Source organism: Mesorhizobium sp. P2_D6 (assembly GCF_056404315.1).
In genome coordinates, this window is record NZ_JBFUEG010000009.1 from 32,107 (window position 1) to 58,836 (window position 26,730).

Consider the following 26,730-nt stretch of genomic DNA (forward strand, 5'->3'; position numbering starts at 1 on the left):
CAACGAAACGCGTAGCGCAAAATGCCAAGTATGAAAGTGGCTGACATCACGCTTCTACTTCAATTCCACCCACACCGGCGCGTGGTCGCTGGCGCCGTCCTGCCCGCGAACATCCCGGTCGATGCCGGCAGCAGTGAGGCGGCGCGCCAGTTTCTTCGACAGCAAAATGTGATCGAGCCTCAAGCCGGCGTCGCGCGGCCAGCGGTTGCGGCGATAATCCCAGAATGTGTAGAGCGTTTCTTTCGGATGCTTCTTGCGCAACGCATCCGTCCAGCCCTGCTCGAGCAGGCGCTGGAAGGAGGCGCGGCTTTCCGGCTGCACCAGCGCGTTGTCGTCATAGGAGCGGGTGGCGTAGATGTCGCGAGGCTCGGGCACGATGTTGTAGTCGCCGACCAGCGCCACCGGCAGGCCGGTGTCGAACAGCTGTTCGGCATGCGCCTCCAGCCTTTCATGCCAGGCCAGCTTGTACTGGAATTTCGGTCCCGGCTGCGGGTTGCCGTTGGGCGCATAGAGGCAAGCGATGACGACACCATTGACGGCCGCCTCGATGTAGCGGCTCTGCCTGTCGGCCTCGTCGCCCGGCAGCGTGTCCGCGGTAAGCACCGGCTCGGATCCTCGCGCCAGGATAGCAACGCCGTTCCAGGTCGGCTCGCCCTTCCACACCGCGCCATAGCCGGCGTCGGCAAGTGCCGTGCGCGGAAACTGCATGTCGCGCGCCTTCAGCTCCTGCAGGCAGACGACATCGGGTTTGGCTGCCGCCAGCCAAGCCAAAAGGTTCTGCAGCCGGCTGTTGATGTTGTTGATGTTGAAGGAGGCGAGTTTCATTCAAGGTCCGCTGATATTCGGGTGATGCCGGCCTGCAAATGGCTGACACCTGCGCTTCCGGTGCTCACGTACTTGAAGTACGCTCCGCTCCGGTTCTCGGTATCAACCATTTTCGACTCGGCCTGACCCGAATCTCAACAGACCTTGGGGCGGCGATCAGGAAACGATCCGCACTGCCCACGCCTTCACCGTCTCCGCCAGCGTCTTCAGATGATCCGCCGTCGAAAACCCCGACACGCTCTTGCGTGGTTTCAGATCGTGGTCGCCGTCCTCCAGCCAGACCACTTCGATCTTGTCGGAAAGACCGTAGGTCGCGACCTCTTCCCTGGTGCCGAACTCGTCGCGTGTGCCCTGGAAGATCAGCGTCGGCGTTTTCAGATCGGCGAGATGTTTTGTCCTGAGCTGCTCGGGCTTGGCCGGCGGATGGAAAGGATAGCCGAGGCAGACGAGGCCCGAAATCTCGCCCTTGGCAAACATCTCGTCGGCGACCATCGAGGCGACGCGGCCGCCCATCGACTTGCCGCCGATGATGAGCTTCCCGGTCACGCCCCGCGCCCTGAGATCTGCGATCGCCTTGATATATTCCGGGTTCACATTCTCGGCGCGCGGCGGCGGCTTGCGCTGGCCGTAGCGGCGCGCCGCCATATAGTGGAATTCGAAGCGCGCGACCTGGAAACCGGCCGCGGCCAGCGCCTTGGCGGTGGCGGTCATCGACGGCGAGTCCATCGACGCGCCGGCGCCATGGGCTAGCAGAATGGTGATGGGGGCGGTGTCGTAGCCGTCGAAGAGGAACGTAGTCATGAGGCGGCCTCGTTGGAGAGGTCGAGTTCCTTCACACCCCCCTCTGTCCTGCCGGACATCTCCCCCTCAAGGGGGGAGATTAGCAGCGTCCACGCGGTGCCTAATTTCCAACGGCCGCCGTTGGCGAAGCCGCAGGTGACAGCCAATCTCCCCCCTTGCGGGGGAGATGTCCGGCAGGACAGAGGGGGGTGTTCACGCGCTAACATCTTACCCCGCCGTCCGTGCCAGCTGCAGATCCACGAACTGTATCCCCTTTTGCGCCGTGCGGGCCCATTCGCTGTCAGCATCGAGTTCGAGATAGCGCGCCCAGTTCCGCCGGGCTTCGGCCAGATTGCCAGCGTCGAACTCCAGACGGGCAAGATTGAACACCGGATCGGCATAGCTCTTGTCGAGGGCGATCGCTTTCTGCAGGTGCCGGCGGGCCGAGGCAATCTTGCCCTGGTCGCTCATCAAGCCGGCGAGGTTGAACCACGCCTCGACGAAGGCCGGGTCGAGCTTTATCGCCCTTGCATAGTCATGAGCGGCCTCGCTGACACGGCCGGCGCCGCGCAGGCAGTTGGCGCGGTTGAAGGCGGCGATGGCGTCGCTCGGATCGATGCTGAGGCAGCGCTGGTAAAGGGCCGCGGCCTGCTCGTGGTCGCCTTGCTCCTCTACCGCTTCCGCTTCGGCGAACAGGTCCTCCAGCGTGTCGTCCCCAGTTGCACTCGCACTGCCGAGGTCGAACAGCAGCTGGCCGTCGAGTTCGCTTTGGCCGCCTTCGAGATAGATCGCATCGGGCCGGCCATGTTGCGAACCGACATTGAGCGATTTGGCGGTGAGCGAGGCGACCGGACCGGAGCGGTGCACAGAACGCGCAATCGCGCCCCAGGATGCGCCGCCTGCGACCAGCCCGGCATATTTGCGGGCGAGGATCAGGTCGCGGAAGGAGTAGGGTTCTGAATCATGCTCGAAAGCATCGAACAGGCTGAGCAAGTCGAGATCGGCGCCTGACAGTTTCGACTGGTCGATGAGCGATTGCCTGGACAGCGAAGACGCCTCCGGCGCCTTCATCAAGCCGAGCAGGCGCAGAAAGCCATTTTCGCTGAGGAGTGTGCGGCCGGCGGCGCGCTCGGCTGAGACGCGGCGCTCGATCTCGACATCGCCACCCTTTGCCATACCCGCCTTGGCGAGCAGCGTGCGCCCGAACACGACATGGCTGGTGCGCCTAGTGACGCCGCGCCGCAACTGGCCGTGCCGGCGCTCCACCTCGCGCGCGGCAAGCCGCAGCGGAAATGCCGCTAGCGCGCCGATGGTGCCGAAGACGGCGCCCGGGATTATACCGGTGGGCGCCGTCACCCTTTGCTCTTGCCGACGGCCTTGAGCAGGTTGGCCTTCAACGGGTTTTCCTTGGCACCGGCCTTTGCTTTGGCGGCGGGCTTTTCAACCTCGTCGGCCTTGCTCTTCGACTTGGCCGGCGGCTTGGCCGATTGCGACAGGCTCGCCTTCAGCGCATCCATCAGGTTGATGACATTGCCGCGCTCAGGGGCCGCCGCAATGATCGGCTTATGGCCTTTCAGCTTCTCGCGGATCATCGTCATCAGCGCGATCTCGTAGCGGTCCTCGTAGTTCTTCGGGTCGAAGGTGGTTTCTTTCTGCTTGATCAGCGCTTCGGCCAATTGCAGCATTTCGGGGTCGGGCTTGCCGGCCGGGATGTTGCCGAAATATTCAGCCGTGCTGCGCACTTCGTTCGGGTTCCTCAAGGTGCAGACGAACATGCCGTTCTCGCGCGAACCGATCGTCACCACGCGCTCGCGGCTGGACAGGACAAGGCGGGCGATGGCGAGCTTGCCGGACTTGCGCATCGCTTCGCGCAGCACGGCGAAGGTCTCCTCGGCCATGGCGCCATCCGGCGCCATGTAATAGGGCGCGTCCTGATAGATAACGTCGACCTCGTCTTCGTCGACGAAGGCCTCGATGTTCATCGTGTGGTTGGATTCTATGCGCACCGCTTCGAGGTCGGCATCATCGATGATGATGTACTGCTTGTCCTCGTACTCGTAGCCCTTGACCAGATCCGAACGCTCGACCAGGCCGAGTTCAGGGTCGACCGGCTTCATGTTGATGCGGTTGTGGGTCTTCTTGTGCAGCTGATTGAACGTGATGCGCTCGCTGGTCGTCGTTGCCGGATAGAGCCGAACCGGACAGCTGACGAGGCTGAGCTTGAGGTAACCTTTCCAACTTGCCCTGGGCGCCATGAACTCTCTCCTACGCGGCCACGCACTGACAACAAACTGCAGCGCTTTTCGTCCGCAGGACGATTGGCGCCGAGAAAATCCTACACCGACCCCGCACGATACAGGCAAATCCCTAGCGAAATCTTCCAGCCGCCTTGGAGGTCCAAGGTCGAGAATAATTCAAATTGTCCGGAGCGTCGATGGATTTGGGTTCCTCGCCCCCACTTTGTGGGGGCGAGGAACCTAGATTTTGAAAGCCGGCAAATCCCTCGCGAAATCCTCCATGTCCGCCCAGGGATCGCCCGACGTCGCCAAGAGCCCCGGCAGCGAGGAGTAGTTCAGATCCTGCGGCGCATCGATCGTCTCCAGGTCGCTCCAACTCAGCGGCGTCGAGGCCGGCAGGTTGGTCCGGGCGCGCAGCGAATAGGGGGCGGCGGAGGTGTGGCCGCGCGCGTTGCGGTGGTAGTCGATGAAGATACGCCGCTTGCGGTTCTCCTTGCCCATGGTGGTGGTGAAGGTGTCTGGGGCAGTGGCCGCCAGATGGGTGGAGATGGCGCTGGTCGCCTGGTGCAGCTTTTTCCAATTCTGCTTTTGCGTCACCGGCACCGTGATATGGATGCCGCTGCCGCCTGATGTTTTGGCGAACGGTACAAGGCCGAGCCCTTCCAACTGGCCCTTGATGTGGACGGCGGCCTCGACCACTTCGCGCCAGGCAATGCCCTCGCCCGGATCGAGGTCGAAGACGATCAGGTCGGGCTTGTCAAGGCTGGTGCGGTGCGTGCCCCAGGTGTGGAACTCGACGACACCGAACTGCGCCAGCGCCAGATAGCCCTTGGCGCCCTCGACCGACAGGAAGGATTTGGTCTCGCCTTCGGAATTGACGGTATCGAACGTCACCACCGAGGGTGGCATTCCGGTGAAGGCGTGACGCTGGAAGAAGCAGTCCTTCGGCAGGCCGGTCGGGCAGCGCACCAGCGACACCGGGCGACCCATAATGTGCGGCAGCATGAAATCGCCGACCAGCGCGTAATAGACGGCGATGTCGAGCTTGGTCGGCCCGGTCTTGCCGAACAGCCGGCGCTCCGGATTGGTCACCCAGATGGTGGCGAGGTCGGCCTCGGCGATCAGCCGCTTGCGCTTCGGCGATACCGGTGTCGACAGGCCGACATCGCGCAAGCCACGAAACACACCGTGGCGCAGGGAATTGTCCGCCGTGCGGTTGGCATAGTGGATGCGGGCCGACAGCATTGGCCGCACCCATTTCATCTCGCGCATGATCTCACGTGGCACACCCTCGGGTGGCGTCGCGCCATCGCGCAGCGGCTCCAGTCGGGCCAGCAATTCGGCTGCGGTTGCGGCATCGAAGCCGGTGCCGACCTTGCCGCGATAGTGCAGTTCGCCATCCTCGAATTCGGCCATGCCGAGCGCGGCCAGCCCTTCGGCCGCGTCGGAGATGGTATAGCCGGCGATGACGAAATCGCCCTTCTGCAGCGCCTTGACCTTGGTCCAGCTCTTGGTGCGGCCGCTCTGGTAGGTCGCGTTGGCGCGCTTGGAGACGATACCTTCCAGCCCGTGTTCGGTCGCCTGATCGTAAAGCCCCTGCCCGTCGCCCTCGACATGATCGCTCAGCTGGATGGCGGAGTTGGCGCCCACCCCTGCGAGCAGCTCGGCGAGCAACGCCTTGCGCCTTGCGAGCGGTGCCCTGCGCAGATCCCAGCCGTCGAGATGCAGCAGGTCGAAGGCGTAGAAATGCAATTTGCTGCGCGCACCCGCTGACAGCGCATCCTGCAGCAGGGCGAAACGCGAAATGCCCTTCTCGTCCAGCACCATGATCTCGCCGTCGATGATTGCCTGGCTGAGCGGCAGGCGCGAAAAGGCTTGCGGCAGGTCGCCATAGCGCTTCGTCCAGTCGATGCCACCGCGGGTGATCAGGCGCACCTCGCCATTGGTGACATGCGCCATGGTGCGATAGCCGTCGAATTTTATTTCGTGCAGCCAGAGCTCGCCCGTATCCTCCAGCGGCCCGCCCGGTGGCTTCGGCACCTGGGTTGCGAGTTGCGGCTCGATGCGCGACGGCGGATCGCCTTTCACCGCGCCAGGCAGAGCGCCAGGTTTCAGCGCGCCGGATTTCGGCGGCAGGCGGGCCGGCTTTTTCGGCGGCGCCACCAGCTCCTCGATGCGCTTGCCGGATTTCACGCTTTCCGGCCGCGCTTCCAGGATGTCGAGGCTGGTATCGGCGGCAAGGTCACGCTCCTTGAACAGCAGCCAGTTCTTCTTGTTCTCGTCCTCGCCGGGCTTTGGCTTCAGCCGGGTCAGCATCCAGCCGCCGTTGAGTTTCTCGCCGGCCAGCCGGAACTTGAACGCGCCGGTGCGCAGGCTCTTTTCGACATCGTCCATCGGCGCCCAGGTGCCGGTGTCCCAGACGATCATCGGCCCGCCGCCATATTCGCCTTCGGGAATGACGCCTTCGAAGTCGATATATTCGAGCGGATGATCCTCGGTCTCGACCGCGAGCCTTTTGTCGGCCGGGTTGAGCGAGGGCCCGCGCGGCACCGCCCAGCTTTTCAGCACGCCGCCGACCTGCAGGCGCAAATCGTAATGGTCGGCGGTGGCGTGATGCTTGTGCACGACGAAGCGGTTGCCATCGCCTGAAACCAGCCCGCCCGCCGGTTCCGGCGTTTTCGAAAATTCGCGCTTGGCGCGATAGGCTCTGAGCTTGGGCGGGGCGGTCATGTCCGCATGCTAGGCGGGATGCGGTCGGTGCTCAATCGATGGCAGCTCAATCGTCGGTGGCGGGCGTCAGGTCGAGCTCGGCCGGGGAAAGACCGCCCTGAAGCTGGCTCAGCCGGAACTCGTCGACCCAGTAGGCTTCGCCATCGACCAGCACGCGGGCAGAGTAGACGCCGCCGGAAAAGCTCTGCGCGGTGACATACACCTTGTGCCGGTCGAGCGCCTTGCGCACGGCGGCGCGCTTGGAATTCTGGCTGGAAGTAGGACTGACCATCCGACGCTCATACACAACAGCCGCAGGACATGACGGCTACCTAAGGATGCTGGAGATCAGGTGCTCTGTCAATTTTGACTGCTTGTCGGCGTCAGGCAGCCTTCCGCTGTATCAGACTGGCCAGAACGGTGCGCATTCCCGAATACGAAGGGCCGCCAATTTTCACTTCCCAATCTGTGTTGCGTTTCCGGGGGTGCTTCACGCTCCGCAACGCTGCGCGGAATGTGTCCGGGTCAACACCTACAGTTCGAGCCATCTCTTCGGCGGTTGTGCGATTGGCGATCATGTCATCTCCTATGCTTTCTCATCTCCTATGCTTTCCGCCACGCATATAGGGCTTTTGCACACCTCGACCAGGGAATTAGGGCGTTTGCTCTAATTTCAACCTGAGACACTACCTCAATTCCGCCGCCAACTCGCGCCGCGCTTTCACCCTACTGCGATAGATCTTCGGCGCGCTGCCGGTGATACGCTTGAAGGCGGCGGCAGCCAGTTCGCCAAGCTGCCAGGCGCGGCCGGGCTCGCTGGCGTGAATGCCCTATACGATCGATGCGGAATCCACCGAGCGCCTCTGGAAGTTGGGCAAGCGGCTCCTATAACTCCATCTATCTCCCGGAGATCACAGACAATGACATTCAGAACCCGCAAACTCGGCAGCCAAGGGCTGCAGGTGTCCGCCATCGGCCTCGGCTGCATGGGCATGAGCCAGTCCTACGGGCCGGCCGACGAGGCGGAATCGATCGCCACCTTGCACCGCGCCATCGAACTCGGCTGTACCTTCCTCGACACGGCGGAAGTCTACGGCGCCTATGCCAATGAGGAACTGCTTGGGCGGGCGCTGAAGGGCCGGCGCGATGCTGTGACGCTTGCCACCAAATTCGGCTTCCGCATCGAAAACGGCAGACAGGTCGGCACGGAGCGCGACAGCCGGCCGGCGCATATCCGCGAGGCGCTGGAAGGCTCGTTGAAGCGGCTCGGCACCGACCATGTCGACCTCTACTACCAGCACCGCGTCGATCCGGCGGTGCCGATGGAGGACGTCGCCGGCACGATCGGCCGGCTGGTTTCCGAGGGCAAGGTGCGCTTCTTCGGCCTGTCGGAGGCAGGTGCCGCCAACATCGGCCGCGCGCATGCCGTGCACCCGGTATCGGCGCTGCAGAGCGAATATTCGCTGTGGGAGCGCAATCTGGAGCCGGAGATCATCCCGCTGCTCAAAAAGCTCGGCATCGGCCTGGTGCCGTTCGCGCCGCTCGGCCGCGGCTTCCTCGCCGGCGACGTCAAGCGCGCCGAGGATTATCCGGAAGGCGATTTCCGCCGCGGCGACCCGCGCTACCAGGGTGCCAATTTCGACGCCAACGTCGCGGCGGCGGCCGCAGTGCAGGAGGTGGCCAGCACCAAGGGGGTAAAGCCTGCGCAAATCGCGCTGGCCTGGGTGCTCGGCAAGAGCGACGGTTTCGGCATCGACATCGTGCCGATCCCCGGCACCAAGCGGCGAAAGTATCTGGAGGAGAACGTCGCTGCGGCGGCAATCACGCTCGACGCGGCCGAGATGGCCGCTCTCGACGCGGCGCTGGCACCCGGCAAAGTCTCGGGCCCGCGCTACAATGAGCGGGTGATGACGACGATCGACCGGTAGGGCGCCTTCTTTCGGACCGATGCGCGGCCCTTGATTGCCGGCGCGATCTTGGCATGATCATCGCAATGACCCAGATCAGAACCATGACCGCAAGAGACGTGCCGTCGGTGTCACGGTTGTTGGGCGAATCCTGGCGACGCACCTATTCACCGATCATGGGGCCCGAGACCACCGCGCGGCTCTCGGACGACAAGCATGCGCCCGCGCGGTTGGCCGCTGAATTGCTGGATGACAACAAGATGTCATTCGTGGCCGAACGGCCGGACGGGTCGATCGCCGGCTATGCGATGGCGGCGATGGACGATCGCGGCGACGTCCTGCTCGACCGGCTGCATATCGACGAGACCGAATTCGGCAGCGGGCTCGCCACCGACCTCCTGCACGCCGTGCTTGCCGCGCATGCTGGGATTCCCAGCATTGCGCTGGAAGTGATCGAAGGCAACGACCGGGCGATCGCCTTCTACCGCAAGCACGGCTTCGAGGCGGTCGAGCGCCGGCCGGCCGCGCACGGCGTCGGCGGCCACGCGTCGCTGATCATGCGCAGGCTGCTGTCGAGGGCTTAGAGGGAAAGGCAGGAGGGCAGTAGCTGCCCTACTGCCTGCCCTGTTCCGATACTACTCGAACCCAGGAGCCGCGCTCGCCAGTTGGTCCTCGTCCTCCGGCGGGTCAAGGATTTCGATCAGCCGCGCCACCCTGGCGCCCGGCAAGGGATGGCCCTCATTGACCAGCGCCTCGTCGGCGCCGATCCAGGCGAAGGCCTCGCGTAATTCCTCGAGGCTGGCGCCAGTCAACGCGATGTCGGCGATAACGGTCTCGTCCACGGGCCCCAGAACCGAAATGATGTCGTTGCGTGTCATGGTCTCCTCCGTACCTATGCAAGCGTGCCGATCCGACGCCGTGGAGCGCCCGGCCGGAGACCGGCATCGGGATAAAATCTGCCGCGGGATGGAATCTGGGTCTGGACTTCGGGCCGGCAACCTCCAGGTCGACATTTTCCCGTTTGCGGGCGCTGGGGGAGATCGACAACTTCAACATCGCGGTCCCGCTCACGCCCCGGAATGCGGGTCGATGCTGTAGGGATGCACCGGATAGTCCGGACCGATGGCGTCCCGCACGCGATCGACCCAGGCCATGAGCATCGGGTAGTCCGCGAGAGAGAAACCGCAATCCTCTGCCCTGTGGCTGTAGGCATAAACGGCGATATCCGCGATGGTCAGGTCGTTGCCGACGAGAAACGGAATCGCGGTGAGGCTGCGCTCCAGCGCGGCAAGCGTGCGCGCGCCGGCCTCGTGCTTGCCGGCGACCATTGCCTGGTTGCGCTCGAGCCGGCCGGTCAATGTCCAGTAGCGCAGCGAGCCGATGACCGGCTCGACATTGTACTGTTCGAAAAACAGCCACTGCATGATTTTGGCGCGCCGATAGAAGTCCGCCGGCAGCAACGGCGTCCCCTCGGCAACATAGGTCAGGATCGCATTGGACTCAGCGATGGCGCGCCCGTCGTCGAGTTCGAGCACGGGGACAGCGCCGGCCGGATTGAGCTTCAGAAAAGCGTCGGTGTGGCTCTCGCCCTCGAAGATCGAGACCATGCGGCTTTCGTAGGGAATCTTGAGCAGCCCGAGCAGGACCCTGGCCTTCCAGCCATTTTGCGACGGCAGATAATCATGAAGCGTGAGCATGGCGGTCCCTTTTCGCTGCGGTCGGCGCCTAATTTGCACAGCGCTGCGATACCGGCCACCCGATTCCTTCAATGTGTACGCGCAGAAAAAATGACCTATACGCACGTAAAGTTTTATTGACTTCGCCGTATGTGCGATTTAGCCGATGGACGCTTGTCCCGGACAGCTTTGCGGCATGCAATCAGTCTGGGTGGGCGGCCAGTCTGGGTGGGATGAGGAGGAAGTGCAAGCATGAGCCTTTCGCGCCGCAGCGAGATCACCGCCGAGGCTGTGGGGCCGACGATTGTGGCCGGCGAAATCCTGATCGAGATCATGGCGACCGAACGGGGCTTTGGCTTCCTCGAGCCGCAGACGCTGACAGGGCCATTCCCTAGCGGCGCGCCGGCGATCTTCATCAACCAGGTCGGCAGGCTGGGCGGCGGCGCCGGAATTATCGGCTGCGTCGGCCGCGACGATTTTGGTACCCTCAACCTGGAAAGACTGAAGCGCGACGGCGTCGACATCTCTGCGGTCGATGTCAGCGACCGCTTCCCCACCGGAAGCGCGTTCGTGCGCTACCGGCCCGATGGTATCAGGGACTTCGTCTACAACATCGCCGAATCCGCCGCCGGCCAAATCCGCCTCACCGCCGCTGCACGTCTGCTGGCGGATAGAGCCGGCCATCTGCACATTATGGGGTCGACGTTGTCGGTGGCCGGGCTGAGGGAAATCGTCACTTACGCCGTGCAGGCAGTGCGCGCCCGCGGCGGTTCGACCTCCTTCGACCCGAACATGCGCAAGGAGTTGATTGACGGTGCCGACGGCGCGCTGTTTTCAGCACTGGTCGACGATGCCGACCTGCTGCTGCCGTCCGGCGGCGAATTGCTGGCCGCGGCCGGCGTCGATGACGAGCAACAGGCGGTGACGGCGCTGTTTGCCAGAGGCGTCGGCGAGATCGTGCTGAAGCGCGGTGACGCCGGCTCGTCCTGGTTCGGCGCCGACGGCACCCGGATCGACTGCGCCGGTTTCCAGGTCGAAGAGGTCGACCCGACCGGCGCCGGCGACTGTTTCGGCGCGACCTACTTGACCTGCCGCCGCCAGGGAATGGAGCCCGGCAAAGGGCTGCTCTATGCCAACGCCGCCGGCGCCCGCAACGTCACGCGGCAAGGCCCGATGGAAGGCACCGCCGGCTTCGACGTGCTTGACGATTTCATCGCCGGGACCGCGAGAGCGACATGAAGACCAACCCGCTTGCTGGTCTCGCCAGCGCGCGCCGGAATGGGGCGCCCTACGGCATCACCTCGATCTGCTCGGCCCATCCTGTCGTGATCCAGACGGCGATACGGCGCGCCGCCGCGGACAAGGAAGCCACCCTGCTGATCGAGGCAACCTGCAATCAGGTCAACCAGTTCGGCGGCTATACCGGGATGACGCCGGAGGTGTTCGTGGCCTTCGTACTGGAGATCGCCAGCAGGGAAGGTCTCGACCCCCGGCGTATCATCTTTGGCGGTGACCATCTCGGGCCGAACCCGTGGCGTGCGGAGCCGGCCGCACAGGCGATGAGCAAGGCCGAAGCCATGGTCACGGCTTACGTCTGGGCCGGCTTCAGCAAGATCCATCTCGACGCCTCGATGGGATGCGCCGGCGAGCCGGCGGCACTCGATGACGAGATCATCGCTATCAGGGCGGCGCGGTTGGCCAAGGCGGCTGAAAAGGCAGCGCTCGCGCGCGGTGGCGCATTGCCAGTCTACATTATCGGCACCGAGGTTCCCGCTCCGGGCGGCGTCGATCATGCGATCGGCGAGTTGAAGCCTACTGAAGCGGCAGCGGCGCGCCACACGATCGAGATTCATCGCGACATCTTTGCCCGCGAAGGCCTGACCGACACCTTTGGCCGCGTCATCGCCGTGGTGGTACAGCCGGGCGTGGAATTCGGCAGCCAGAACGTCGTCGCCTATGCGCCGGAAAAATCGAGAGGCCTGACCGGATTGCTCGAAGAGCAACCCTCGCTCGTCTATGAGGCGCATTCCACCGACTATCAGAGCCGCACGGCGCTGACAGCACTCGTCGCAAACGGCTTTCCGATCCTCAAGGTCGGCCCGGGCCTGACATTTGCCCTGCGCGAGGCGTTTTACGGTCTCGACCTGGTCGCCTCCGAAATGGTTGCCGACTATGGCGAACGGCCGCTTGCCCGCACGATGGAGCGGGTGATGCTGGCAGCACCCGGCCATTGGCACAGCCACTATCATGGCGACAAGGCGAGCCTCTATCTGCAGCGGCACTACAGCTACAGCGACCGGATGCGCTACTACTGGAGCAACCCCACCGCCATCGCCGCCGTCGACCGCCTGCGCAAGGCGCTCACAGGCGTGGCCATTCCCGAAACGCTGATACGGCAGTTCCTGCCGACGCTGCCGGCCACGCTTGGTCCGGCTGGCAATCCCGAGGCGATTTTTCATGCGGCGATCGGCCAGGTGCTGGCCGACTACGACGCCGCTTGCCGAGGCGGCAGCGATTAGCTGCTTTGTCAGCCGGCGCGCGCGATGCTAGAGCGAAGGGCATGAACTTGGCAGCCCTTTGACATCAGCATGAAACCAGTCGTTTTGTTCGTACTACTGGCGGCTTCGCTGCTCGCCTCGCCCGCACGCGCGGACTGGAAGCCGGTCGAGAAGGTCGAGACCTACGCCATATCAGGCCAGAGCGGCCCTCAACTCTACGCGTCGATCGGCGAATCAGGCCCCTTGCTGGGCAAAGGCCGCGTCATTGCACACACCAATTTCAAGCTGACCTGGACCCGGGACTACAAGCCGCAAGGCGGCGCCTGCGTGCTCAAATCGGCGCGGCCGAAACTCATCATCACCTACACCTTGCCAAAGCCGGCCGCGCCGCTGTCTCCCGCCGTGGAGAAGAGCTGGGAGATTTTCGCCGCCGGGCTCGCCGCCCATGAAAAGGTGCATGGCGCAGCCATCGTCGAGATGGTGCGCAAGATCGAGGCGATCAGCGTCGGCCTGACCGTCGCCGACGATCCCGGCTGCACAAGGATCAGAACCGAGTTGACCCGGCAGCTTGCCCAGATCTCACTGGCGCAGCGGCAGGCCAGCCGCGACTTCGACAAGGTCGAATTCGGTCCTGGTGGCAATCTGCGGCAGCTGGTTTTCAATCTGGTGACCGGGAAATAGAGCCCAACTCTTGGCAAACTGATTCAGGGTCAGGCTCTATCTCATTGTTCCCGCGCGCTTTTCTAGAGTCAAACGGCCTTGCCTTGATCAGATGGCGCGGATGATGCCGCCGTCCACGCGGATGTTCTGGCCGGTGATGTAGCCCGCACCTTCGGAAGCGAGGAAGGCGATGGTGGCGGCGATCTCCTCCGATGTGCCGTAACGCTGCATCGGAACGCTGTCGCGGCGCTCCTCGGTGGCCGGCAGGCTGTCGATCCATCCGGGCAGCACATTGTTCATGCGGACATTGTCCGCTGCATAGGTGTTGGCGAAGATCTTGGTGTAAGCGGCAAGGCCGGCGCGGAACACGGCGGAAGTCGGGAACATCGGGCTCGGCTCGACAACCCATGCCGTCGAGATGTTGATGATGGCGCCGGCCTTCTGCTTGACCATCTGCGGCGCCACGATGCGCACCGGCCGGATGACGTTCATCAGATAGACGTCGAGCCCGGTGTGCCACTGCTCGTCCGATATTTCGAGGATCGGCGCGCGCGGCCCGTGGCCGCCGCTGTTGACCAGCACGTCGATGCGGCCAAAGCGCTCAAGCGTGAGATCGGCGAGCCGCTGCAAATCGTCATTCGACTGGTTGGAGCCGGTAACGCCGAGACCGCCTAGCTCCTTGGCCAGCGCCTCGCCCTTGCCGGAAGACGACAGGATCGCGAGTTTGAAGCCGTCCGCCGCCAGGCGTTTCGCCGCCGCCGCGCCCATGCCGCTGCCACCGGCGACGACAACAGCCACTTTTTCTACACTCATTTCTTCTCTCCTTGAGGTCTTACGGCGCATGCGTTGCGCATTCAAAAGGTGATATAGCTGGATTCCGCCGCTAGCTCGAACCAGAAAGCCTGAAATCAAGCTGTAGAAAAACTCCTGCATGCCCGAAGCCTTCCTGAGCCTGCCGCCGTTGAATGCGCTGCGCGCCTTTGAAGCCGCCGCGCGTCATCTCAACTTCCGCATCGCCGCGCAGGAGCTGAACGTGACGCAAGGGGCGGTGGCGCAGCACATACGCGGGCTGGAGGCCGACCTCGGCGCAAAACTGTTCGAGCGGCTGCCCCGCGGCCTGGCGCTCACCGACGAGGGCCGCGCCTATGTGCCCAACATCCGCCGTGCCTTCGAGCTGATCTCGGAGGCGACCTTGCTGCTGCGGCCCGAACCGGCGCGGCTCACGATCAGCGTTACCCCGAGTTTCGCCACCAAATGGCTGATCCCGAAACTGCCGGAGTTCGTCGCACACAATCCACTTGTCGACCTGCGCATCCTGGCCAGCGAAAGCCTGTCGAGTTTTCAAGCCGACGGCGTCGACATTGCGGTCAGGCAAGGGCGTTCGCCCTTCGGCCCCGGCCTGATGGTGGATCTTTTGTTTCCACAGCAGATCGTCGCCATCTGCAGCCCTGCCCTTTTGCCGGCCGGCGCGAAGCAGATTGCGCCGACCGATATTCAGCATCACGTGCTGCTGCACGACGCGCACAATCTTTGGCCGGAGTTCATGGAAAAGGCGCTCAACCTGAAGATGGCCCCAGAGGCAAAACGAATGCGCTTCAACCAGACCGGACTGGCGATCGACGCCGCCATTGCCGGCCAGGGCATCGCGCTGGCCAGCCGGTTTCTTGTCGCAGCCGACATTGCCGCCGGCCGGCTGGTGCAGCCGATCAACGCTGAGATGCGTGGGACGCAGGATTTCTATGTGGTGGTGCCGCGCAAGCAACGCCATCCCGAACCGACGCAGGCGGTGCGACAATGGCTGCTGGATGAGGCGGGGGTGGAGGATAGCTGATCTCCCCCCTTGCGAGGGAGATTGGCAGCTTCGCTGACAGCGCTCCCTTTACCGCCGCCGCGCAATGTCAGCCGCCACCGCCTTCGCCTCCCTGCCGATTTCCCTGAGCAGGCCGGTGACCGGATTGTAGAAGCCGACGAGGTAGAGGCCGAGTTGCGAAGAGCGGGCGTTGACGCCGCTGCGTTCCGGCTGCAGTTCCGCCGGCAGGAATTTTTCGTAGCCGGGGCGGTAGCCGGTGGCGAGGACTACGGCGTTGAACGCTTCCTGCCTGCCGTCGGCAAACGCGGCGCCGTGCTCGGTGAAGCGCGCTATGTCGGGCGCAATCTTGATGGCGCCTTTGGTGATCGCGTCGACCGTGCCGACATCGATCACCGGGATGCGGCCGACCTCGTCGATCTGCTGCAGGATGCCCTGCTTCGGCCGGACGACGCCGTATTTTTCGAGCTTGCCCAGGGCGAAATCGAGGATGATCGGGAACATCCAGTCGTTCAGCGCCTGCGGCATTGGTCGACTGGCGATGCCGATCATCTGAATCGGTACGCCGAACAGCTGGCGCGGCACGATATGGACGCCCTTGCGCACCGAAATGGTGGGCTTGGCGCCACCTTCGGCAAGGTCCAGTGCGATCTCGGCGCCGGTGTTGCCCATGCCGACGATCAGCACCGAGCGGCCGGCAAAGGGCGCGGCCTGCGTATAGTCGGCGCTGTGCAGCACCTCGCCCTTGAAGGCTTCGATGGCGGGGAGCCGGGGAACGATCGGCTCGGCATTGTTGCCGCTGGCGATGACGACATGGCGCGCTGTCAGGCTCTCCGATCCCGTCTCGACCAGAAAACCGCTGTCGCCGCGACGAATGGCTTTCACCGTCACGCCGAAGCGCGGGCGGAGGTCGAATTTTTTGGTGTAGTCGTCGAGGTAACGAACCACCAGTTCGCGCGGCACGTAGCGCGGATAGTGTTTCGGGAACGGCAAGAACGGCAGCGAGGAGAACGACTTGACCGTATGCAGATGCAGCCGCCGATAGTGACGCCGCCAGGCGGGCGCCACCTCCGCGGCTTTTTCGAGGATAACGAAATCCACCCCTGCCCGCTTCAGGCAGGCGCCGACCGCCAGGCCGGCGGGGCCGGCGCCGACAATGACGACAGTCGTGTCCAAGCGATTCTCCTCCCGCCGGCCTGGCTGAGGCTATGCGCAGAGGCACAGGCCGGACAAGTCACCTGTTCCGCAATATCCCCGCCTTGGCCAGCGTCTCCATGCCATCGCAGAGATGTTTCTTCAGCACGCGCACGGCTTCCGCCGCGTCGCGCTTGCGGCAGGCGGCGAGCAGTTCGCGGTGTTCGGCCTGCGAGACGCCACGATAGTCGAGGCTGGACAGGAGCATGCGGACATAACGGTCGGCGGCATTATGGTGCGCTTCGATCAGGCCGAGCAGCCGGGCGTTGCCGCAGGCGCTGTAGAGCGCCAGGTGGAAGGTCCGGTTCAGCGCACCCCAACGGGCGACATCGGGCTCGGCGTCGATGCGGGCGAGCACCTGCGCTGCCTCGTCGAGCTTTTCACTGCCAAGCTTTGGGACAGACAGGTTGAGCGCCTCGCTTTCAAGCAGGTCGCGCAACGCAAAAATCTCCCTGATCTCGGTGGCGTCCATACGGGCGACATGCGCGCCCTTGGTCGGGTGTATCTGGACGATCCCTTCGGCCTCGAGCTGGCGCAACGCGTCGCGGATCGGCATGCGGCTGAAGCCGAAGCGCAGCGCAAGATCGTCCTGGCGCAGCGCCGTGCCGTCCGCCAGGCTGCCGTCGGCGATCGCCTCGCGCAGCACATTGGCGACCTGTTCGGCCACCGTCTGCGGCCGCTGCACTTCGGCAAATCCAACCATACGAGCCCCTCCTGCCAGCTGCTTCAGCGGCTCCTGCCGCCTACGTCATGGGCGCTGCCATTGGCTCTTCATCCGTACGCGTACACTCCGAGATTGTGACGGAGAGAAGGCCAAAGCTGCTGCCCCGGCGCTCACTCCCCTGTTCTTCAAAGGACGGTAAACGACGCCGACGACGACCACCTTACACAACAAACATGAGCTTGCGCGAATATATGCATGCCGCCCCCGCTACAGCGCGCTGGCTGGCAGACGCAGTGCTTTCGGGCGACGGCAATCCGAAGCAGACTTGGCTCGGGCCACAGCGATTTGCGGGATGGAAAGGATGAGGCTGGGCGACGTCGTGTCGATGTAGCCCGGCCATCATCGCGAAGAGGAAACCAGCGTTGCGCCCTAGCCGAGATGCACGGCGCGCAGCTTCTTCTTCATCTGCTCAAGGGCAACCTCCCCGCCTGCGGCCAGTTCGTCGGCGATCCTGGCCAGTTCGTTATCGGCGTTGCGGTATTTGCTGCCCCAGGCACCAAGCGTCGCCAGCACGGGCAACAGGTCAATGCCGGCCTCGGTCAGCCGGTAGATCGCCTTGAGTTTGTGGGTGGGGTCGTCGCTTCTGGTGACAATGCCCTCATCCTGCAAGGTCTGCAGCCGCTCGGCCAGCGTGCGCGACGAGATGCCCTCGTCGGACTGCAAAAACTCCCGGAAGTGAGTCTTCCCCGCGAAAATCAGATCGCGGACGATCAGCAGCGTCCAGCGGTCGCCGAGCAGTTCGAGCGAGAGGCTGACGGGGCAACCGGATCTTTCCCTGGTCGACATTTCTATGGTTCCATTTTTAAATCACTTTACTATTGACATCATTTTTTCGCCATGTCAATGGTTCCAAAAGTAAAGCAATTTTACAACTAAGCCCGCTCGGCTCGCGCTGGCGACACCAGCGCTTAATCAGGAGAGAGACGATGAGAAAGCTGATCCTGCAAATGCAGATGTCGGTCGACGGTTTTGTCGGCGCGACCGGCGACGAGCACTGGCAGCTCTGGGGATGGGGCGGAAACTGCCCTTGGGATGAAGCCTTGAAGCAGGACTTCAACGCCGTGTTCGCCGGCATCGACACCATCCTGCTCAGCCGCAAGATGGCCGAAGAGGGTTACCTCACCCATTGGGGCAATGCGGCGAAAAACTATCCGCGCGATCCCTTCTATGCCTTTGCGCAGCGCATCGTCGAGGCGCGCAAGGTGGTGCTGAGCGACAAGCTCGCGTCATCGCGGTGGGAGCGCACGACGCTTGCCAGCGGCGACCTGCCGCGCGAGGTCAAGGCGCTGAAAGCCGAGGGCGGTGGCGACATGGCGGTGTTCGGCGGCGCCGGCTTTGCCTCGGCGCTGATTGCGGCGGGGCTGATCGATGAGTTCCAGCTGTTCATCAATCCGGCGGCGCTCGGCGACGGCGAGCGGATTTTCGACCGCGGCGGCTTCAGAAAACTGCGCCTCGTCGGCTCGAAAGCCTATGCCTGCGGCATGGTGGTGAACCGCTACGCCCCGGCTTGATCTGGTTCAACGTTTGAATCTGTGAACCGCTGCAACTCCTTGTTTTCGAGAGAATTCCGGGCGGAGAACCGCTGGGTGCTTCCCTGGGACTGCTCTAGAAATTGATCTCGACCGAAGCAGCGCTGCGCTTCGCCGGGCCATGGAACACCGCCTCGATGTTGTTGCCGTCGGGGTCGAGCAGGAAGGCGGCGTAGTAGCCGGGATGATAGGGCCGCTCGCCGGGCGCACCATTGTCGGTGCCGCCGGCATCGAGGCCTGCTTTGTAGAAGGCATCGACCATCGCGTTGTCCCTGGCCTGGAAGGCCAGATGATGGCGCCCGGTCAGTTGGCCCCTCGCCGCCCGGCTATCGAGGCTGGAGATGAACAATTCGTCGGCCCAGAAATAGTCCTCGGCCTCGCCGCCGATCGGAACGCCAAGCACCTTGAACACTGCTTCGTAGAAACGCCGGCTGGCCTTGAGATCCCTGACCACGAGCTGGATGTGGTCGATGAGGCGGCCGCGATGCAGCTCCATGAGCGATATCTCCTGTTATGAGCGGATCAATCTATAACCAGCGACGATATCGTCAATGCGCGAGGCGCGAGCTCTATCTCCCCCCCTTGTGGGGGAGAAAGCGATTTCAACATCTTAGCGAAGCTAAGTGTTAGAAATCGCAAGAGAGGGGATTTGCTTGGCCGTCCCCTTTGCGTACTTCTGCCAGGATTGTCAGGCACACACCGTCGATGTTTTGCACCACCTCGTCGTTCCAGAAGCGCAGCGTCCTCAGACCCTTCATTTCGAAATGCCTGTCACGCACTGCGTCTTTTTCGGATTCCGAATGCTGGCCGCCATCGACCTCGACGATCAGCCGCGCTTCGAAACAAACGAAGTCGAGGATGTAGCCGTCCAGCGGCACTTGCCGCTTGAATTTCAAGCCATCGAGTTGCCTGTTCCGCAACGCCTGCCAAAGGATGTTTTCGGCCTTCGTTGCATCGGAACGCATCTCTCTGGCAAAGGCACGGCGTGGTGGCGGAACCTGTTGGCGCATGGCGCGTGAAAATCCCCTCTCTTGCGATTTCTAACACTTAGCCTACGGCTAAGATGTTGAAATCGCTTTCTCCCCCACAAGGGGGGAGACAGTGCGCAACGCCGCCAAAAAATCCGGATAAAAAATGCAACCGGATTGTCGGATTCGAAATCCCACCAACGTCCTTCGGACGCAAGCGGCGCAACGGAGCTGGAAAAAGTCGTGCCGCATCGAACCGATTTCGGGAGAAGACCATGAACAATTCCTATCGTTGGGTCATCGTCGCGGCGGGCGCGTTGATGACCTGTGTGGCGCTCGGCGCGATGTTTTCGCTGGCGATCTTTCTCGAGCCGATGGCGCTCGACACCAACTGGTCGCGCACCGGTATTTCCAGCGCCATGACGCTGAACTTTCTGGTGATGGGCGCCGGCGGTTTCGCCTGGGGCGCCATCTATGACCGCGTCGGCGCCCGCCCCGTCGTCTTTGCCGGCGCGGTGCTGCTTGGCCTGTCGCTGGTGGTGGCGAGCCGCGCCAATTCGCTCATCGTCTTCCAGCTGAGCTACGGCGTCATCGTCGGGCTGGCGGCGAGCGCCTTCTTCGCGCCGATGATCGCGCTCACCACCGCCTGGTTCGACACTCATCGCAGCCTTGCCGTGTCGCTGGTCTCGGCCGGCATGGGCGTGGCGCCGATGACCATCTCGCCCTTCGCGCGCTGGCTGATCACCGCCTATGACTGGCGCACAGCTATGTTCGACATCGGCATCATGGCCTGGGTGCTTTTGCTGCCGGCCGTCTTGCTGGTGCGCCAGCCATCGATGGCGGTCGCGGCAGCGGATGGCAGTGCGCCCGCGCCTGCCGCGGACGATCCCGGCTTCAGCGTCGGCCAGGCGCTGCGCTCGCCGCAATTCCTGGTGCTGGGGATGACCTTCTTCGCCTGCTGTGCTGCGCATTCGGGACCGATCTTCCACATGGTGAGCTATGCCATGTCGTGCGGCGTAGCACCCATGGCCGCCGTGTCGATCTACAGCGTCGAGGGCCTTGCCGGCCTTGGCGGGCGCGTGCTCTACGGCGTGCTCGGCGACAGGCTGGGCGCCAAGCCGGTGCTGATCGTTGGCCTCGCCATCCAGGCGGTGGTGATCGCCGCCTATCTCGCCGTCGGCAATCTCGAGCAGTTCTATCTCCTGGCCATCATCTTCGGCGCCACCTATGGCGGCGTCATGCCGCTCTATGCCGTGCTGGCGCGCGACTATTTCGGGCCACGCATCATCGGCACGATACTTGGCGCCGCTACGCTGCTGTCCAGCCTCGGCATGTCGTTCGGGCCGCTCGCCGGGGGCATGATCTTCGACGCCTATGCCAGCTATTCCTGGCTGTTCATCGGCTCGGCGCTAGTTGGCTTGGGTGCCGCCGGCATCGCCATCGCCTTCCCGCCGCAGCCCGGCCGGGAGAAGCGGGTGCAGGCGGCTTGAAATCCCTGGTTCCCGTCCAGCGCTGAAATCTGTTTGCCCCATGCATGCGATTGTGAAAGGCTTCCGGGCAAAGATACCGCACGCCGGCCAGGCCGGCGTGCATCCTTGCCAAGTCTGTTTACGGAGGCAGTTGCAGTGGGCCTGGAAGCCGAGGACGCGAGAGGCTGGTCGACCCTGTTGGGGGCGGCGGAGAAAGGCGACATCGAGACCCTCCGCGCCGAGCTGGCGGCGGGGGCTGACATCAACCAGACGGATGAAGGCGGCTGGTCGGCGTTGCATCTGGCGGCCCACAACGCCCGCGGCCCGGTGCTCGAAGCGCTGATTTCGCATCCGCAGATCGACGTGAATTCCAGGAACAAATGGAAGAGCACGCCGCTCAGCCTCGCCGCAGCCAAGGGACACCACGCCGCCATAACGGCGCTGATCAAGCATCCCGACATCGATATCGACGCGCGCGCCGACTATTATGGCCGCACGGCGCTGATCGAAGCGGCAAGGACCGGGCATCTGAATATCGTCAAGCTGCTCGTCGAACACGGCGCCGATGTCAATGCGGCCGACAAGACCGGCCGCAACAGCGCGCTCATCGAGGCGATCAAGGGGCGGCACTATGACGTGGTGCAATATCTGCTGGAAACGAGGAAGGTGAACTTCCTCAACAAGGACATGCGGCTCAATGCCTTGATCTGGGCCGGCAGCACCCGCAATGCCGAGCTTATCGAGACGCTGGAAGCAGCGATCCACGCCTTCTTCGAAGGCAAGTAAGCGCGTCAGATCGCTCCGCCACATTTCTCCCAGCGCGACAGATTGCCTTGCACATCATCAGCAACGGCATCGGCGCCCGCCGAAGTCGTCGAAATCTGCTGATGCGGCATCATATTAGTATCAAATCATATTAAGCACATCCGAGGAGACGGCTTGGTGAGCCAAGCTATCAGGCGCCGTCGGCCTCGACCGTCCGCGCGACCACCCAGCGATGCTTGCCAATCTTGCGGGCGCGCTGAAAACCTTGGCGTTCAAACATCGCCAGCGTGCCATTGTGCAGGAAGGCGCCGGCGACCGAGCGGCCTTCCGCATCCTCGGGATAGCTTTCCACCGTGCCGCCGCCGAGGCGGGCGATCTCGGCGAGCGCGCCGACAAGTGCTGCTGCTGCGACGCCCTTGCCGCGATAGGCCTTGTCGGAGAAGAAGCAGGTGATGCGCCAATCCGGTAGGCTCGTCAGCCCTTCCTCATAGGCGCGCCGGTGCTTTATGCGCGGCAGCTCCTGCGTCGGCCCGAACTGGCACCAGCCGACACACGCCGCGCCGTCGAAAATGAGGGCCGCATGTGCATGGCCCTCGCGGACGCGGGCCTCCTTCTCGGCGCGGTTCCCGGCAGCGCCGACGCCTTTGGCGTGGAACGCCATGCACCAGCAGCCGCCCCAGACGCCATTGTGCCGCTCGACCAGCGTGGCGAATTGCGACCATGTGGTCTCGTCGAGGGGTTTTGCGCTGAAGCTCATCGTGACCTCGTGAGCGACGAAGAATAACCGATCTGGAAAAACTTTGAAGCAAAGGCGTCGGAAGCTGCGATCTCTTCCTGCCGGGACAACGGCTGCAGCCGACATAGGTTGTACAGGTTTCTCCCCATCCAGCACATCCGGCGAGGTCGGGACAATTCGATTCAAATGCGGCTGTGGATGTTTGCTTTCAGGTAAAGCGAGTCGCTCATGTTCGGCGCACGGCGGGCAATAAGGAGAAGCTAATGAAAAGCGACTTTGCCGCCGCCCGGTTGCATCTGGAGCGGGCCTGCCACTATCTGCGCGGCGACGACGAAACGAGCAGCGAGGCCCTTGCGGTGCTCGACCTGTTGATCGAGGCGATCGTTGCGGCCCAGTACACACGGCCGGTGGCGCAGGTGCTGGATTTTCCACGGTCGGCAGGGCTGCGGTAGTCCCACGAAGAGGCCGCTTCGGGTAGGAGCAGCATGCCATCGGCTGACAAGTCGGCAATGGTCCGTCTTTGATTGCGTTCGACGGGTTCGGGCTCGCCGTTAGCACGTTGATAAGCATTTGGTAATAAACACAGACAATGAAATTGAGGCTCGATCCAGCGTATAGGATGCCGGTATCCTCGGCGGATTCGTGTCATGCGCATTAGAAGCCAGATCATCCTCAGCATGGTGAGCGCCGCGGCCTTGATCGGGCTGGTTGGCGGCGTTGCCATCTTCACACAGATCGCCGCGACCAAATATCTTGGACTGACCGAAGCGACCAACGTCGCGCGCGAACTGGCCGACACCATCGTCTTCAAGCCGTCCGACGGGACGCCTTCGCTGTTCGAGCGGCCAGAGGCGCTCAAGCAATTCATGGGGCACCAGCATCGCCGCATGCGTCGGGATTTCCTGGTCCTCGACCGCAACAAGACCGTCGTTGCCCATGCCGCCGACGAAGAGCACAAGATCGGCGAAAAATTCGAACATGATCCCGGCAACGAAATCGGTCAGACGCTGGAGGACGGCATCCCGCGCAAATTCGTCGACCCGGAGGAGGTCAACGCCATACTCGCGGTGCCGATCGAATATCCCGAGGATACGATCATCGGCGCCGTGTTGTTGGAGTACGATCCTGTCCTGCATGCCGCCGAAGAGCGCACCAACAGCCTGCTCTGGCTGGTTGGCCTCAGCGCGGCGGCGGCCGTGCTGGTCGCGGTGGGGTTTGCATGGATGCTGCTCAGTCGTTTCGGCTCCGGCCTCAAGGATATGATGGGCGGCATGGAAGCACTGGCGAAGGGCAATGCCATGACCCGCATCAGCCATGCCCGCAAGGATGAGTTCGGACAGCTGGCCGACGGGTTCAACATCATGGCGGACCAGCTTGCATCGGCGCGGGCGCATGTCGAGGATATCGTCGAGACGGCGGCCGAAGGCATCGCGGTGCTGGACAGCGACGGCCGCATCGCCAGCGCCAATCCGGCGGCCGCAACGATGATCGGGCGCCGCGCCGACAAGATCGTTGGGCAGCAATGGGATTCGGTGCTAACGGTGCGCGACCCGAGAGGTGGCGCCTTCGCAGCCGGCGCTTCACCGATCGAAATAGCCTTGACCACCGGCCGCCAGCACCAAGGCGAGGTGCGCCTGACCAGATCCGATGGATCTCATCTTCCGGTTATCGCCAGCTGCAGCCCACTCAGCCGATCCGACGGCGGTCTGGTCCTCACCCTCAATGACATCAGCGAGCTGCGCCGCGCCGAAGGGGTCGTCAACGAGCGTGCCGATCAGCTGGCGGTGCTTAACCGCGAACTGCACGAGAAGTCGGAGACCACCACCCGCCTGGTCAAGCTTGGCGAGCTGCTGCAGGCCTGCGTGACCTTCCCCGAAGCTTTTTCAGTGGTCGGCACGGCCATGACCGAATTCCTCGGCGGCTTGAGCGGAACCGTGCATTTGACCAGCGCCTCGCGCAATCTGGTTGAGGAGATGGCGCATTGGGGCGACGTCCGGTCGAGCGCCACGCAATTTGCGCCGGAAGACTGCTGGGCGCTGCGGCGCGGCCAGGAGCATGTCGCCGGCCCGGGCATGCTGACGCCGCGCTGCGCCCATATCACCGAGAATGGCAAGAAGGGCTACATCTGCATGCCGCTGGCGGCGCAAGGCGAGACGCTCGGCATCCTGCATCTGTGCGAACCGGACGCAGCCGAGAGGCCGCAATGGCTGGCTGAAAGGCAGCAGATCCTGCGCGGCGTCGTCGACACGCTGGCATTGGCGCTGGCCAATCTGCGCCTGCGTGAGACCTTGCGGCAGCAATCGATCCGCGATCCGAACACCGGCCTGTTCAACCGGCGCTATCTCGAGGAAACGAGCAGCCGTGAGCTGCGCAGGATGGAGCGCTCGGCCCAGCCGCTGACGATCCTCATGCTCGACGTCGATCATTTCAAGCAGTTCAACGACACGTTCGGTCACGAAGCCGGCGACCTCGTGCTGAAGCAAGTCGCCGCCACATTGATCGAGCACGCGCGCGAAAGCGACGTGGTGTCGCGCTACGGTGGGGAGGAATTCGCCATCGTCATGCCGGGATGCTCGCTCGAGGAAGGCGCCGAGCGCGCGGAAGCACTGCGCCAGGCAATCAGGCAGCTTCACCTGACGCATCGCGGCCGCACGCTGGGCACCGTGACGGTCTCGTTCGGTGTCGCCGCCTACCCCGAGCATGGGTCGGGTTGGGCAGAAATCACCAATGCCGCCGACCACGCTCTCTACGATGCCAAAGGCGAAGGACGCGACCGCGTCGTCGTCGCCAAGAGCGGAGTTCCCGGCGAGCGGCCCGCGATCCAGCTGGTATCAGCCGCCGCGAAAGCGAGTGTGGACAACAAGGGCTAACTGGCGGTCCGAGCTGCAATCAGCGCTGCCGATATACCGTCTCTCGCCGTCAAGCGTGGCCATCAGGACCATTGGAGCCGTGCCAGGCTGGCGAATGACGCTCGGCAATTCGGAAATCGCCTTCCTCGAAATATCCGGTCTTCAGCCATGTGGTCGACGGTCCGCTTCGGTAGCGGCTGTCGGCGCGCTTCGAGATGATGCCCTCAAGCCCCATCTTGTCGATGGCGCGAAGGATCGCCAGCGCATCGCCGTCGAAATGCTCGCTGTACCGGATCTTGCCGGCGCCAGGCTCAACCAGTTGCCACAGCGCGTGCTTGCGCTGCAGCAGGGGCAAGGGGGCAAGATTGCGACCATCGAGATGGAGGATGTCGAACGCCACGAACACCAGCCGGCTCGGCTCATTCCAGATCGCGGCTTCCAGCGCAGGGTAATCGGGAGCGCCCTGCTCACCGGCTACAATGACCTCGCCGTCGAGAATGGCAGCCCTGCATGGCAGCTCGACTGCCAGCGCGATGGGCCAGTATTTTGCCGTCCAATCATGGCCGTTCTTACTGAAAAGACGCACGCCGCCTTGATCGATGATGAGCTGCGTCCTGTAGCCGTCGAACTTGACCTCGTGAACCCATCCCTCATCTTCGGGCGGTTGCTTGACCAGAGTAGGGATCTGCGGCGGAATGAACTCCAGCCGGCCGCCGCTGACCTTGCTACGCTTACTCAAGACGGACACCTTTGACCGCGTAGAGGGGGGCGTTTGTCGGCACAGGCGGCGACACACCAGCTATCTGGACGCCTGCCGCCTGTGCCGAGCCCCCGCCGGACTATCGCAAACATCTACGGACGAGGCCGGAATGTCGTTAGCTTCGCATCCAGATACTTATCCTGGCGTACATATCTCGCTCTCGGTGCGGCGCTCTCGCACCGACTGGCCGATGCTACCCGGGATTGCCGCTCACGCAGTCCCTTGGCCAATTTAGGCGACCCAGTTAGGCCTGTTGGTCTTCAGGCCTGAAGACCAACAGGCCTTAGTCCATCAAAAGCACCAGGGTGGGATGCAGCTTCTTCAGGTTCGGCAGTGACTTCGATTGCCAGGGTATCTCGGGCGTTCCACGCACGACGAGTCGAACATCGGGATGCTTGCGTACCTCGATGGTAAATTTCGCCAGCAGGTTGATGCCAGAAGAGTTGAGAAAGTGAAGGTCCTTCAGATTGAGTGTAATGGAAGCGGGATTTGAGGCAAGAACACTGGTCGCCAGAGCCGTGATGGGCGCACCGGCCTCGGAACTGGCAAGCCGCATAGCGCCGTCGAAGAAAATATCGCTTCCTTCGTTCCACACTCGGTAGTCGTCTGTCTTGATTTCCATGACCTGGCTTCGTTT

At 63.3% G+C, this 26,730-nt stretch carries 28 protein-coding genes; 11 read left to right on the top strand and 17 right to left on the bottom strand.

What is annotated here, in order from left to right; genetic code table 11:
- Positions 1-54: 54 nt before the first annotated feature.
- From AC1D1L_RS19875 to AC1D1L_RS19900, 6 genes are all read right to left on the bottom strand, one after another.
- A complete protein-coding gene (locus AC1D1L_RS19875) occupies positions 55-825 on the bottom strand; it encodes an exodeoxyribonuclease III (RefSeq protein ID WP_477343162.1) in 771 nt (256 codons plus the stop codon).
- Between the two features lie 156 nt (positions 826-981).
- Complete coding sequence (locus tag AC1D1L_RS19880; RefSeq protein ID WP_477343163.1) at positions 982-1,626, bottom strand: alpha/beta hydrolase family protein; 645 nt, start codon at positions 1,624-1,626, stop codon at positions 982-984.
- 207 nt (positions 1,627-1,833) lie between these two features.
- A complete protein-coding gene (locus AC1D1L_RS19885) occupies positions 1,834-2,961 on the bottom strand; it encodes a tetratricopeptide repeat protein (protein WP_477343164.1) in 1,128 nt (375 codons plus the stop codon).
- Entirely contained in the window at positions 2,958-3,860 is a 903-nt protein-coding gene (gene ku, locus AC1D1L_RS19890; protein WP_477343165.1) for a non-homologous end joining protein Ku, read from the bottom strand. Before ku ends, AC1D1L_RS19885 begins: the two co-directional genes overlap by 4 nt.
- Before the next feature lie 222 nt (positions 3,861-4,082).
- A complete protein-coding gene (ligD, locus tag AC1D1L_RS19895) occupies positions 4,083-6,572 on the bottom strand; it encodes a DNA ligase D (protein ID WP_477343166.1) in 2,490 nt (829 codons plus the stop codon).
- Between the two features lie 46 nt (positions 6,573-6,618).
- The gene (locus AC1D1L_RS19900) at positions 6,619-6,843 is read right to left on the bottom strand and encodes a hypothetical protein (protein WP_112566525.1); all 225 of its coding nucleotides are present in this window, start codon (positions 6,841-6,843) and stop codon (positions 6,619-6,621) included.
- 628 nt (positions 6,844-7,471) lie between these two features.
- Between AC1D1L_RS19900 and AC1D1L_RS19905 the strand changes: the two genes are divergently transcribed.
- Both AC1D1L_RS19905 and AC1D1L_RS19910 read left to right on the top strand, forming a co-directional pair.
- On the top strand, positions 7,472-8,479 hold the full coding sequence (locus AC1D1L_RS19905) for an aldo/keto reductase (protein WP_477343167.1): 1,008 nt from the start codon (positions 7,472-7,474) through the stop codon (positions 8,477-8,479).
- 65 nt (positions 8,480-8,544) lie between these two features.
- Entirely contained in the window at positions 8,545-9,042 is a 498-nt protein-coding gene (locus tag AC1D1L_RS19910; protein WP_477343168.1) for an N-acetyltransferase family protein, read from the top strand.
- A gap of 51 nt (positions 9,043-9,093) precedes the next feature.
- Here the strand turns inward: AC1D1L_RS19910 and AC1D1L_RS19915 are convergent, their stop codons facing one another.
- Entirely contained in the window at positions 9,094-9,336 is a 243-nt protein-coding gene (locus AC1D1L_RS19915; RefSeq protein WP_477343169.1) for a hypothetical protein, read from the bottom strand.
- A 189-nt stretch (positions 9,337-9,525) separates the two neighbouring features.
- A complete protein-coding gene (locus AC1D1L_RS19920) occupies positions 9,526-10,155 on the bottom strand; it encodes a glutathione S-transferase family protein (RefSeq protein ID WP_477343170.1) in 630 nt (209 codons plus the stop codon).
- Between the two features lie 231 nt (positions 10,156-10,386).
- Between AC1D1L_RS19920 and AC1D1L_RS19925 the strand changes: the two genes are divergently transcribed.
- From AC1D1L_RS19925 to AC1D1L_RS19935, 3 genes are all read left to right on the top strand, one after another.
- Complete coding sequence (locus tag AC1D1L_RS19925) at positions 10,387-11,373, top strand: tagatose kinase (protein ID WP_477343171.1); 987 nt, start codon at positions 10,387-10,389, stop codon at positions 11,371-11,373.
- Positions 11,370-12,653, top strand: a complete 1,284-nt coding sequence (locus AC1D1L_RS19930) for a D-tagatose-bisphosphate aldolase, class II, non-catalytic subunit (RefSeq protein WP_477343172.1) — start codon at positions 11,370-11,372, stop codon at positions 12,651-12,653. The genes AC1D1L_RS19925 and AC1D1L_RS19930 overlap by 4 nt, the downstream gene beginning before the upstream one ends.
- A gap of 69 nt (positions 12,654-12,722) precedes the next feature.
- A complete protein-coding gene (locus AC1D1L_RS19935) occupies positions 12,723-13,313 on the top strand; it encodes a DUF922 domain-containing Zn-dependent protease (RefSeq protein ID WP_477343173.1) in 591 nt (196 codons plus the stop codon).
- 87 nt (positions 13,314-13,400) lie between these two features.
- Here AC1D1L_RS19935 and AC1D1L_RS19940 read toward each other — a convergent pair whose 3' ends face one another.
- Positions 13,401-14,105 (bottom strand): SDR family oxidoreductase, encoded by a 705-nt coding sequence (locus tag AC1D1L_RS19940; RefSeq protein ID WP_477343174.1) that lies wholly within the window; start codon positions 14,103-14,105, stop codon positions 13,401-13,403.
- Positions 14,106-14,223: 118 nt separating this feature from the next.
- On the opposite strand from AC1D1L_RS19940, the gene gcvA reads away from it, so the two are divergent.
- Positions 14,224-15,123 (top strand): transcriptional regulator GcvA, encoded by a 900-nt coding sequence (gcvA, locus tag AC1D1L_RS19945; protein WP_477343175.1) that lies wholly within the window; start codon positions 14,224-14,226, stop codon positions 15,121-15,123.
- 48 nt (positions 15,124-15,171) lie between these two features.
- On the opposite strand, the gene AC1D1L_RS19950 is transcribed toward gcvA, so the two are convergent.
- From AC1D1L_RS19950 to AC1D1L_RS19960, 3 genes are all read right to left on the bottom strand, one after another.
- Complete coding sequence (locus tag AC1D1L_RS19950) at positions 15,172-16,275, bottom strand: flavin-containing monooxygenase (RefSeq protein ID WP_477343176.1); 1,104 nt, start codon at positions 16,273-16,275, stop codon at positions 15,172-15,174.
- A 58-nt stretch (positions 16,276-16,333) separates the two neighbouring features.
- Positions 16,334-16,996, bottom strand: coding sequence for a GntR family transcriptional regulator (locus AC1D1L_RS19955; RefSeq protein WP_477343177.1), 663 nt, complete (start codon positions 16,994-16,996; stop codon positions 16,334-16,336).
- Positions 16,997-17,386: 390 nt separating this feature from the next.
- Positions 17,387-17,803 carry a winged helix-turn-helix transcriptional regulator gene (locus AC1D1L_RS19960; protein WP_477343178.1) on the bottom strand — a complete coding sequence of 139 codons (417 nt, stop codon included), beginning with the start codon at positions 17,801-17,803 and terminating at the stop codon, positions 17,387-17,389.
- 140 nt (positions 17,804-17,943) lie between these two features.
- On the opposite strand from AC1D1L_RS19960, the gene AC1D1L_RS19965 reads away from it, so the two are divergent.
- The gene (locus AC1D1L_RS19965) at positions 17,944-18,528 is read left to right on the top strand and encodes a dihydrofolate reductase family protein (RefSeq protein WP_477343179.1); all 585 of its coding nucleotides are present in this window, start codon (positions 17,944-17,946) and stop codon (positions 18,526-18,528) included.
- A 94-nt stretch (positions 18,529-18,622) separates the two neighbouring features.
- On the opposite strand, the gene AC1D1L_RS19970 is transcribed toward AC1D1L_RS19965, so the two are convergent.
- Positions 18,623-19,051 carry a VOC family protein gene (locus tag AC1D1L_RS19970; RefSeq protein ID WP_477343372.1) on the bottom strand — a complete coding sequence of 143 codons (429 nt, stop codon included), beginning with the start codon at positions 19,049-19,051 and terminating at the stop codon, positions 18,623-18,625.
- A gap of 121 nt (positions 19,052-19,172) precedes the next feature.
- Positions 19,173-19,556, bottom strand: coding sequence for an endonuclease domain-containing protein (locus tag AC1D1L_RS19975; RefSeq protein WP_477343180.1), 384 nt, complete (start codon positions 19,554-19,556; stop codon positions 19,173-19,175).
- 233 nt (positions 19,557-19,789) lie between these two features.
- Between AC1D1L_RS19975 and AC1D1L_RS19980 the strand changes: the two genes are divergently transcribed.
- Both AC1D1L_RS19980 and AC1D1L_RS19985 read left to right on the top strand, forming a co-directional pair.
- Positions 19,790-21,004, top strand: a complete 1,215-nt coding sequence (locus AC1D1L_RS19980; RefSeq protein ID WP_477343181.1) for an MFS transporter — start codon at positions 19,790-19,792, stop codon at positions 21,002-21,004.
- Positions 21,005-21,139: 135 nt separating this feature from the next.
- Positions 21,140-21,769, top strand: coding sequence for an ankyrin repeat domain-containing protein (locus tag AC1D1L_RS19985; protein WP_477343182.1), 630 nt, complete (start codon positions 21,140-21,142; stop codon positions 21,767-21,769).
- 169 nt (positions 21,770-21,938) lie between these two features.
- Here the strand turns inward: AC1D1L_RS19985 and AC1D1L_RS19990 are convergent, their stop codons facing one another.
- Positions 21,939-22,505, bottom strand: a complete 567-nt coding sequence (locus tag AC1D1L_RS19990; RefSeq protein ID WP_477343184.1) for a hypothetical protein — start codon at positions 22,503-22,505, stop codon at positions 21,939-21,941.
- A 242-nt stretch (positions 22,506-22,747) separates the two neighbouring features.
- Here AC1D1L_RS19990 and AC1D1L_RS19995 point away from each other — a divergent pair, with 242 nt between their 5' ends.
- Together AC1D1L_RS19995 and AC1D1L_RS20000 are read left to right on the top strand one after the other, a co-directional pair.
- Positions 22,748-22,936, top strand: a complete 189-nt coding sequence (locus AC1D1L_RS19995; protein ID WP_477343185.1) for a hypothetical protein — start codon at positions 22,748-22,750, stop codon at positions 22,934-22,936.
- Between the two features lie 195 nt (positions 22,937-23,131).
- On the top strand, positions 23,132-25,354 hold the full coding sequence (locus AC1D1L_RS20000) for a sensor domain-containing diguanylate cyclase (RefSeq protein WP_477343187.1): 2,223 nt from the start codon (positions 23,132-23,134) through the stop codon (positions 25,352-25,354).
- A 49-nt stretch (positions 25,355-25,403) separates the two neighbouring features.
- Here AC1D1L_RS20000 and AC1D1L_RS20005 read toward each other — a convergent pair whose 3' ends face one another.
- Both AC1D1L_RS20005 and AC1D1L_RS20010 read right to left on the bottom strand, forming a co-directional pair.
- Entirely contained in the window at positions 25,404-26,072 is a 669-nt protein-coding gene (locus AC1D1L_RS20005) for an ATP-dependent DNA ligase (protein WP_477343188.1), read from the bottom strand.
- A gap of 304 nt (positions 26,073-26,376) precedes the next feature.
- On the bottom strand, positions 26,377-26,715 hold the full coding sequence (locus AC1D1L_RS20010; protein WP_477343190.1) for a slr1659 superfamily regulator: 339 nt from the start codon (positions 26,713-26,715) through the stop codon (positions 26,377-26,379).
- Positions 26,716-26,730 lie beyond the last annotated feature (15 nt).